Origin of the sequence: Protofrankia sp. Cj3 (assembly GCF_917627355.1) — a bacterium.
GTDB lineage: Bacteria > Actinomycetota > Actinomycetes > Frankiales > Frankiaceae > Protofrankia.
The window spans coordinates 1-7,091 of record NZ_CAKJTR010000190.1 but is presented as its reverse complement, the minus strand read 5'-3'; the positions used below and the strand labels follow the sequence as shown (position 1 = coordinate 7,091).

Here is a 7,091-nt window from a genome sequence, read left to right as displayed (position 1 = left end):
CCGGCGTCGGCGCGACCGGTGCCGCTGGCGGCCGTGGACGCTCCTGATCCGTTTCGACGGCGAGCGCCGGCAGCGCGCGTCCGGGCCGGTTCGCCCAGCGCGCATGCTCGGCCGCGGCGGACCCTGGCGGGGCGAAGCCGGGCTGCCATCGTTGCATCTCGGCGCGAAAGGTCCCCGCGCTGCCGAGCTGGCAGAGGATGCCGACCGCTCCCAGCGTCACTCGGTGGATCAGCAGGTAGGACGGGGGCAGGTTGAGCTGGCGGCCGAGCTGGGCCGCGGGGGAGCGGGGATCACCCAGCCGGACGGCTTCCCCGCGCAGCCAGTCACGGCAGAAACGGAACTCCTCCGTGGCGATGGGCTCAAGGATGGGCACGAGGTAGTCCAGGAGGTCCGCGCCGCTGACCTTCGCCGTCGGCAGGACGAATCCCTCCGCCCGCAGACCCGCCATAACCGCGTCCGCATCGCCGTGGAGCGCCAGCCGGCTGAGCCTGCCGATGGGTTCGGGCAGCCCGTCAGGAAGCCGATTGACCGCGCCGAAGTCGAGGACTCCCAGCCGGCCGTCCGCCAGCAGCCGGAAGTTGCCCGGATGCGGATCCGCGTGCAGGAGGCCGACCCGGCCGGGACAGGAGTACAGGAACCGCACGAGCAGCAGCCCAGCCCGGTCGCGTTCGGCGGTGGTGCCATCGCTTATGATTTTTGATAGTGGTCTGCCGTCGATCCATTCGGATATCAGGACGTGCTGCGTGCCCATGATGGCCCTGGGCACGCAGATGTCGGGATCGCCGTGGAACGCTTCGGCGAAAGCCGCCTGCCAGGCAGCCTCCAGGCGATAGTCGAGTTCCTCGATGATCCGTTCCTTCAGTTCGGCGACCAGGGGTTTGATGTCCAGCCCAGGGGCCAGCGCGCTGAACAACCGCGCCGCGCGCGCGAGCTGGGTGAGGTCCGCGAGCAACGCGGGCCCGGCTCCCGGGTACTGAATTTTGACGGCGACCTCGAGCCCGTCCGCCCACACCGCCCGGTGAACCTGGCCGATGCTCGCCGCGGCCGCTGGCGTGTCGTCGAAGTCACGGAACATCGTCCGCCAGTCCGGGCCCAGGTCGCCCGCCAGCACCCGATGAACCGACGCCGTAGGCAGGGGTGGCGCTGCCTCCTGGAGTTTTGTCAGGGCCGCCCGGTAGGGCCGGGCCATCTCTTCGGGCAGCGCGGCTTCGAAGACCGACAGCGCCTGGCCAAGCTTCATCGCGCCGCCCTTGAGCTCACCGAGAACCCGGAAGATCTGTTCGGCGGTGCGCTGCTGAAGTTCCGTGGCGACGATCTCGGCGGGACGTCCACCGAGCCGCTTACCCATACCAACCGTGGCCCGTCCGGCGATGCCTAGCGGAAGACCCGCCAGTTTGGCGGTTCTGACGATCGCGCGTTTTGGGATTTCGGACACAACCCCATCGTGCCTGTTCGGCGGACGGCAGGCAGGCGGGACAGTGGGTCGGGGCAACGTTTTTACTTTTTGTAATGGACATGTTCAGGTGGGTGACGACGTGGCCGCCGGCCGGTCCGGTCGGTCGGCGCCCGTGCGCCGGCCGGTGGGTTGTTTGGTGACTTCGTCACGATTCGTTTCTGTGCGTAATCGAGCGCTCCGGCAGGGGCACGAGGGGTGTACCGGCCACGATCGACGCCGGACCCGGAGCTCGGCCGCGGCCATCTCCAGGGTTCCGTTGATGGTCGGCAGATCGCCGCTGGTTGGCGGGTGCGGCTGTCCCCAGGCCCGGGTGCGGGCGTCGTTGCGACGTCTATCGTGCCGGGCATTGCGCCCGTCGTATTCGACCATGGTGAGTGCCTGCATTGCCGTGATCCCAGCGGCGACGGCGGCGAGTGTCACGTCGCAGGCGTCGATCCCGCTGTCTGGACGGCGGGACAGCTGGAGGGCCAGCAGCGGCCAGGCCGGCTCAGCCGCTCGGCGATGCAGGTGCTGACAGTGCAGACACGAGGTCACACCGGGCAGGACCAGCGGCCCGATCACGGCGGTGGTCTCGCGGATGCCGGCGAGCAGGTGCGGGATGCCGACGCGTTCCAGCTCGATGGACTCGTGTGGATGGAGGACGGGAACCCCAGCCGGAGTGATCACGACGAGATCAGGGCGGAACGGTTCGCAAGCCCGCTGCCGGCGGCCGTGAGAGGCGAGCGGGCGGGCGACCCTGGCGATCGCCGAGGCCGTCGCCGTCGAGCGAGGGCGTCCGACGTCATCGAGACGGGCTCCGCCCGGCGCGACATCGGCCGGCCTGGTCACGCCGGTGTCGTCCACGACGACGCAGCCGATCCCGGCCGCGGCCAACAAGGTCGCGACCTGCGACCCGACCCGGCCTGCCCCGCGGACCTGTATCCGTGCGTGGCGCCGGGCCCGCAGAATGCGGTGGACATGGGCCGGGTCGGTTGACCCTAACGAGATCGACGCAAGGTCGGGCAGCAGGCGTTCGTGGTCCAGCATGGACAGCGGCGAGTGGTCGGCGGAAGCCGCGTCCTCCAGCATGCCGGTGTTCTCCAGAAGAAGCACGAGTTCCCGGTGGGTGGCGTCGAGCGAGTTCAGCACCTGCTCGCGTGATCGGGTGCCGTCCAGGGCGTCGAGCACGGAGGCGTCCCGCGCCGTGAGCCCGCCGAGGACGATCGCCCGTACCGGATCGACACCGATCTGCAGGGTGGACCCGTCACGCCAGAGGCGGCGCAGGCCGGGCTTGAGGATGGGGCGCATCGCGTCCTCCTCCACGGAAGGCGACCAGATCGTGCTCAGACGGTCTCATGCCGTTCAGCGTTGTGTACCGATATATAACGATCTGTGGATAACAGTCGTATTTGACCGGATTGTCGAGCGACGGCTGTGGATGGTGACAGCTGTGGATGGTGGATGACGGTCGCCAGAAAACCCCACAGCACACCGCGCGAGCCGCTGTCGCCAGTCGTCCGCTGAGGCGCTGGGCCGCTGGGGCGGGGCCCCACTCGCTGCCCGGCTCCTGATCGTGCCTGCCCGTATCCCCGAGGTCTTAGCGATCTCGCGGATACGGGCAGGCACTACTCGCCGCTGTGCTTCAGGCCTTGCCGAGAATTCTGTTGATCGTTGTGCCGCAGACCGGGCAGGTACCCCGCGCCATCCGGCGCCCGGACTCACTCACCCGTATTTCGCCCTGGTAGTGCCGCTTGTCCTTGCACTTGACGCAGTAGCCCTCGAATGTCTCTGCCACCTGTTCTCCCCTCGTACCGTCGGTCGCCGGTGGCCGGCCGCGGGTTGTTGATGAAGAAGGCCGGCCCGGAAGGCCGCCCTGTCGCTATCTTGTCGGATTCGATGATCTTGATATCTACCAGGGCCTACGAATGTTGCGGCCGGCCCGGCGCTGGTGCGCGCGAACGGCTCTCGCGCTAGTGATCGCCGCCGGACGTTCGCCCAGGGTCTGCCGGTGCCTGCCGGTGCCTTGCGTCGTTGCCCCAGGCCCCGGTAGCACACCGCTGCCGGGGCCTGGGCCGCCTCGCGACGCATCCGCCCGGCATCCGCCGATGGACCTCCCAGATCGGCTTCGCCAAGCCGGCGGGAACCCCGGCTTCCGGCGGTGACCGCTAGGGTTGGGAAGGTCCCGGAGCACCGGCCTGGCGGGTCCACGACCGCGCTGGCCGCGCACCCGGCTGACGTCTGGCCACCGATGTTTTTCGCCATACCAGGAGCCGACCGTGCCCGAACCGTTGCTCGTCGAGCGTCCCGCTGACGGTGTCATGTTGTTGACGCTGGCCCTGCCCGAGCGGCGTAACGCCATGACCGTGGCACTCACCGAAGCCTGGTCGCGGGCTTTGGACGAGATCATTGCTGATCCTCATGTGCGGGCTGTGGTCGTGACGGGGCAGGGCAGCGCGTTCTGTGCCGGTGGCGATCTCGACTGGGTCGATCCCCGGACGAACCGGGAGGCCGGTGTCGACCGGCTGCGCGCGAAGATGCTCACCTTCTACCGGAGCTGGCTGAAGATCAGATCGGTGGAAGTGCCCACGATCGCCGCGGTCAACGGCGCCACCGTGGGCGCCGGGCTGTGTCTCGCGCTTGCCTGCGACCTGCGTTTCGCGTCGGTGGATGCCAGCTTCTGCGCACCGTTCACCCGACTTGGGATGCATCCGGGGATGGCCGCCACCCGGCTGCTGCCGGAGGCCGTCGGCGCGGTCCGGGCCAGGGAGCTGATTTTCACCGGCCGGACGGTTGACGCGCGCGAGGCCGCGGCGATCGGCTTGGTCAACGCGGTGGTGCCCGCCGCCGACCTGGTCGCCGTCGCCGTGAGCACCGCGACTCAGATCGCCGCGGCCGCGCCGGTCGCGACCAGGCTGGCCAAGGTCGCGTTGAGCGGTGCTGACGATTTTGACCAGGTGCTGCAGTGGGAAGCGCTCGCACAGGCGACGACGATGGCCAACGGCGAGGCCGCTGAGGGGATCCAGGCCCAGCTGGACCGCCGCCCGCCGTCATTTGTCACCACCACGGCACCGGATGCGGCCATGATCGGCAGCTGACAGCGCGGAGCTGACAGCCGACGGCTGACAGCCGACGGCTGGCAGTCAAGCCGGGTGACACACAGGTACCAGTGTGATGAAGAAGCCCCCGGTACGCGGCCGAGCTCTCCAGCTTCCCCTTCTGGAGGGTCCTCCGAATGACCGGGGGCTTCGTGTCCGTCAAGCTATGGCCGCACAGCGGTGGCGGTCAACGACCGCCACGCGGAGCATTGGTGGGTGCGTCACCGGGGCCTGCGTCATCCGGCGGTTCCGGGGCCTGCGTCATCCGGCGGTTGTGGCCGCGGTGGCTCCTGCTGGGCGGGGGTGTCGCGGAGCCGTTCCAGCTCCGCGAGCGGATCGCCCACCGTGTTGGCGTCGCCCGCGGCGAACCCCCGCGGGTCAGCGAGATCGTCGGCGTTCGGAAGCAGGTCGGGATGCGCCCACAGGGAGTCGCGTCCGTCGATCCCCCGGGCGTCCGCCACGGCCTGCCACAGCGCGGCCGCCTCACGCAGCTTGCGCGGGCGCAGGTTGAGGCCCACCAGCGTCGCAAAGGTCTGCTCCGCCGGCCCGCCCTCGGCGCGGCGGCGGCGTACCATCTCCCGCAGCCTGGAGGCGGCGGGCAGGTTCTTCGCGGCGGCGGCGTCGGTGACCGTCTCCACCCACCCCTCGACCAGGGCGAGGATCACCTCCAGGCGGGCCAGCGCCGCGGTCTGTTCAGGCGTGGTCGCCTCGTCGAAGACGTCCTCGCCGAGGGCTTCCTGCAGGCTTGCCGGATCCATGATCCGCATTGGGTCGATCATCTCCATCGCCCGTGAAACCGCTTCCGAGTCGACCGCGATGCCTCGCGCGTATTCCTCGACCGCACCGAGAACGTGCGCGCGTAGCCATGGGACATGGCCGTACAGACGCTGGGATGCCGCTTCGCGCAATGCCAGGTAGATCCGGACCTCGCTGGAGTCGATCCCCAGGCCCGAGCCGAAGGCCTCGACACCCGCGGGGACGAGCGCGGCGGTACGCGGCGGGCTGAGCGGCAGCCCGACATCCGTGGAGGAAACGACCTCACTCGCGAGCAGGCCGATCGCCTGACCGACCTGAGCGCCGAACAACATTCCACCAACCTGGCTGATCATGTTCATGATCGGCCCACTCGCGGACGCCAGCTGGCCCAGGTCGATGCCTGGTGGAAGCTGGGCGGCGAACTCGGGCGGCAGCCCGCCGCCCGCGTCACCCATCTGCGCGAGCCCGCTGGAGATCCCGCCACGCATGGCCTCGGCGATCCTGGTCGCCACCGGATCGCACAATGTCCGCCAGACCGGCAGGGTCACCTCGATCCACCGGTTGCGGGTCCATCCTTCGGCGGTTGTCGCCCCGGCGGGTAGCGTGGTCACCGGATCGAGCCAGATGTCGGCGAGCCGGACCGCCTGGCGAACCTCCTCGACCTCGCTGTCGGACACGGCACGGTCAGCGTCGCCGAGCGCACGTACCGCGACTTGGCGTGCGAGTTCCCAGTTCACCGGCCCGTCGTGCCAGGCCAGCAGCCGCTCCAGCTCGGCGAAGAACGGCGCCCCGCCGCCGGACGGCGGGCCGGAGGCACCGCGCGAGGACGAGTCACCCGGGGTGAACCCGAAGGGGAAGCCGCCGCTCATCGTCGGCGTCCCTGCCGGGTGGATGCGAGTTGAGGCCCAGGGCCCATGGATCCGGACATGCACCAACGGTAGTGCGTTTTCCCGCGGATGCCGAAACGACATCACGATACGACTACTGGAACGGTTTGGATCGCCCGCCCGAACGTCCGCTGATGAAGATGATGACGCCGGTCAGGCGGATCCCCTACGGTCGGATCGTGGGCCACATCCATGCTGGGCAGGAGGCGCAACACAGGACTGCCGGGCAGGTCGTCATCGCGGCGATCCGCGAACGGGAGCTGTCGGTCGACGAGTGCCTGAAGGCCGTGCGCGGGCCTGCCGTGGGCGGGGTCGCCGTTTTCGTCGGGACAGTACGTGATCATGATGGCGGGCGTGGCGTGGCCGCGCTGGAGTACACCGCCCATCCACGGGCCGGCGGCGAGATCGTACGGGTGGCCGCTGGCGTGGCCGCCGTCCATCCGGTCCGGGCGGTGGCTGTCACCCACCGGGTGGGGCTGCTCGGTGTCGACGACATCGCCGTGGTTGTGGCGGTGGGGGCCACGCACCGCGCCGAGGCTTTCACGGCCTGCCGGCGACTGATTGACGACGTCAAGGAACACGTGCCGATCTGGAAGCGCCAGGTATTTGCAGACGGTTCGTCGGAGTGGGTAGGCGCCTGCTGAACGGGGCACCTACGATGGTGTCCGCCTCCCTTCTTCCCCGTCTCGACGCCGAGGCCGCCATGTGGTTTCTGCTCATCCCGCCAATTGCCGTCCTCATCACTCTCGTCTGGCTCGCGTTGCGGTCACGCCCGGAACGCAAACCCGAAGCATTGATCACCGTGGAGGGCTACCGTCGCAGCATGGCCGCGCTCGCACGGCCCATGGGCGTTCCACGTGATCAGTCCGTACGGTGACATGACCCCCATGTCGCTCATGTCGCCGGGCCAGCCCGGCG

General features: G+C 69.3%; 7 protein-coding genes. 3 read left to right on the top strand and 4 right to left on the bottom strand.

All coding sequences use genetic code 11. The annotated features are described in order from the left end of the window. From MJ783_RS19540 to MJ783_RS19530, 3 genes are all read right to left on the bottom strand, one after another. Positions 1–1,435, bottom strand: a 1,435-nt coding sequence (locus tag MJ783_RS19540; RefSeq protein ID WP_239312415.1) for an AarF/ABC1/UbiB kinase family protein, incomplete at its 3' end; no start/stop codon positions are given. 84 nt (positions 1,436–1,519) lie between these two features. After that, positions 1,520–2,743 carry a ThiF family adenylyltransferase gene (locus MJ783_RS19535; RefSeq protein ID WP_239312412.1) on the bottom strand — a complete coding sequence of 408 codons (1,224 nt, stop codon included), beginning with the start codon at positions 2,741–2,743 and terminating at the stop codon, positions 1,520–1,522. A gap of 334 nt (positions 2,744–3,077) precedes the next feature. Beyond that, the gene (locus tag MJ783_RS19530; protein WP_239312409.1) at positions 3,078–3,230 is read right to left on the bottom strand and encodes a DUF5679 domain-containing protein; all 153 of its coding nucleotides are present in this window, start codon (positions 3,228–3,230) and stop codon (positions 3,078–3,080) included. A 481-nt stretch (positions 3,231–3,711) separates the two neighbouring features. Here MJ783_RS19530 and MJ783_RS19525 point away from each other — a divergent pair, with 481 nt between their 5' ends. Continuing rightward, the gene (locus tag MJ783_RS19525) at positions 3,712–4,530 is read left to right on the top strand and encodes an enoyl-CoA hydratase/isomerase family protein (RefSeq protein ID WP_239312406.1); all 819 of its coding nucleotides are present in this window, start codon (positions 3,712–3,714) and stop codon (positions 4,528–4,530) included. A 236-nt stretch (positions 4,531–4,766) separates the two neighbouring features. Here the strand turns inward: MJ783_RS19525 and MJ783_RS19520 are convergent, their stop codons facing one another. Beyond that, entirely contained in the window at positions 4,767–6,155 is a 1,389-nt protein-coding gene (locus MJ783_RS19520; RefSeq protein ID WP_239312402.1) for a zinc-dependent metalloprotease, read from the bottom strand. Positions 6,156–6,307: 152 nt separating this feature from the next. Between MJ783_RS19520 and MJ783_RS19515 the strand changes: the two genes are divergently transcribed. Both MJ783_RS19515 and MJ783_RS19510 read left to right on the top strand, forming a co-directional pair. Beyond that, complete coding sequence (locus MJ783_RS19515; protein ID WP_239312399.1) at positions 6,308–6,817, top strand: molybdenum cofactor biosynthesis protein MoaE; 510 nt, start codon at positions 6,308–6,310, stop codon at positions 6,815–6,817. Positions 6,818–6,831: 14 nt separating this feature from the next. Beyond that, positions 6,832–7,050, top strand: a complete 219-nt coding sequence (locus tag MJ783_RS19510; protein WP_239312396.1) for a hypothetical protein — start codon at positions 6,832–6,834, stop codon at positions 7,048–7,050. Positions 7,051–7,091 lie beyond the last annotated feature (41 nt).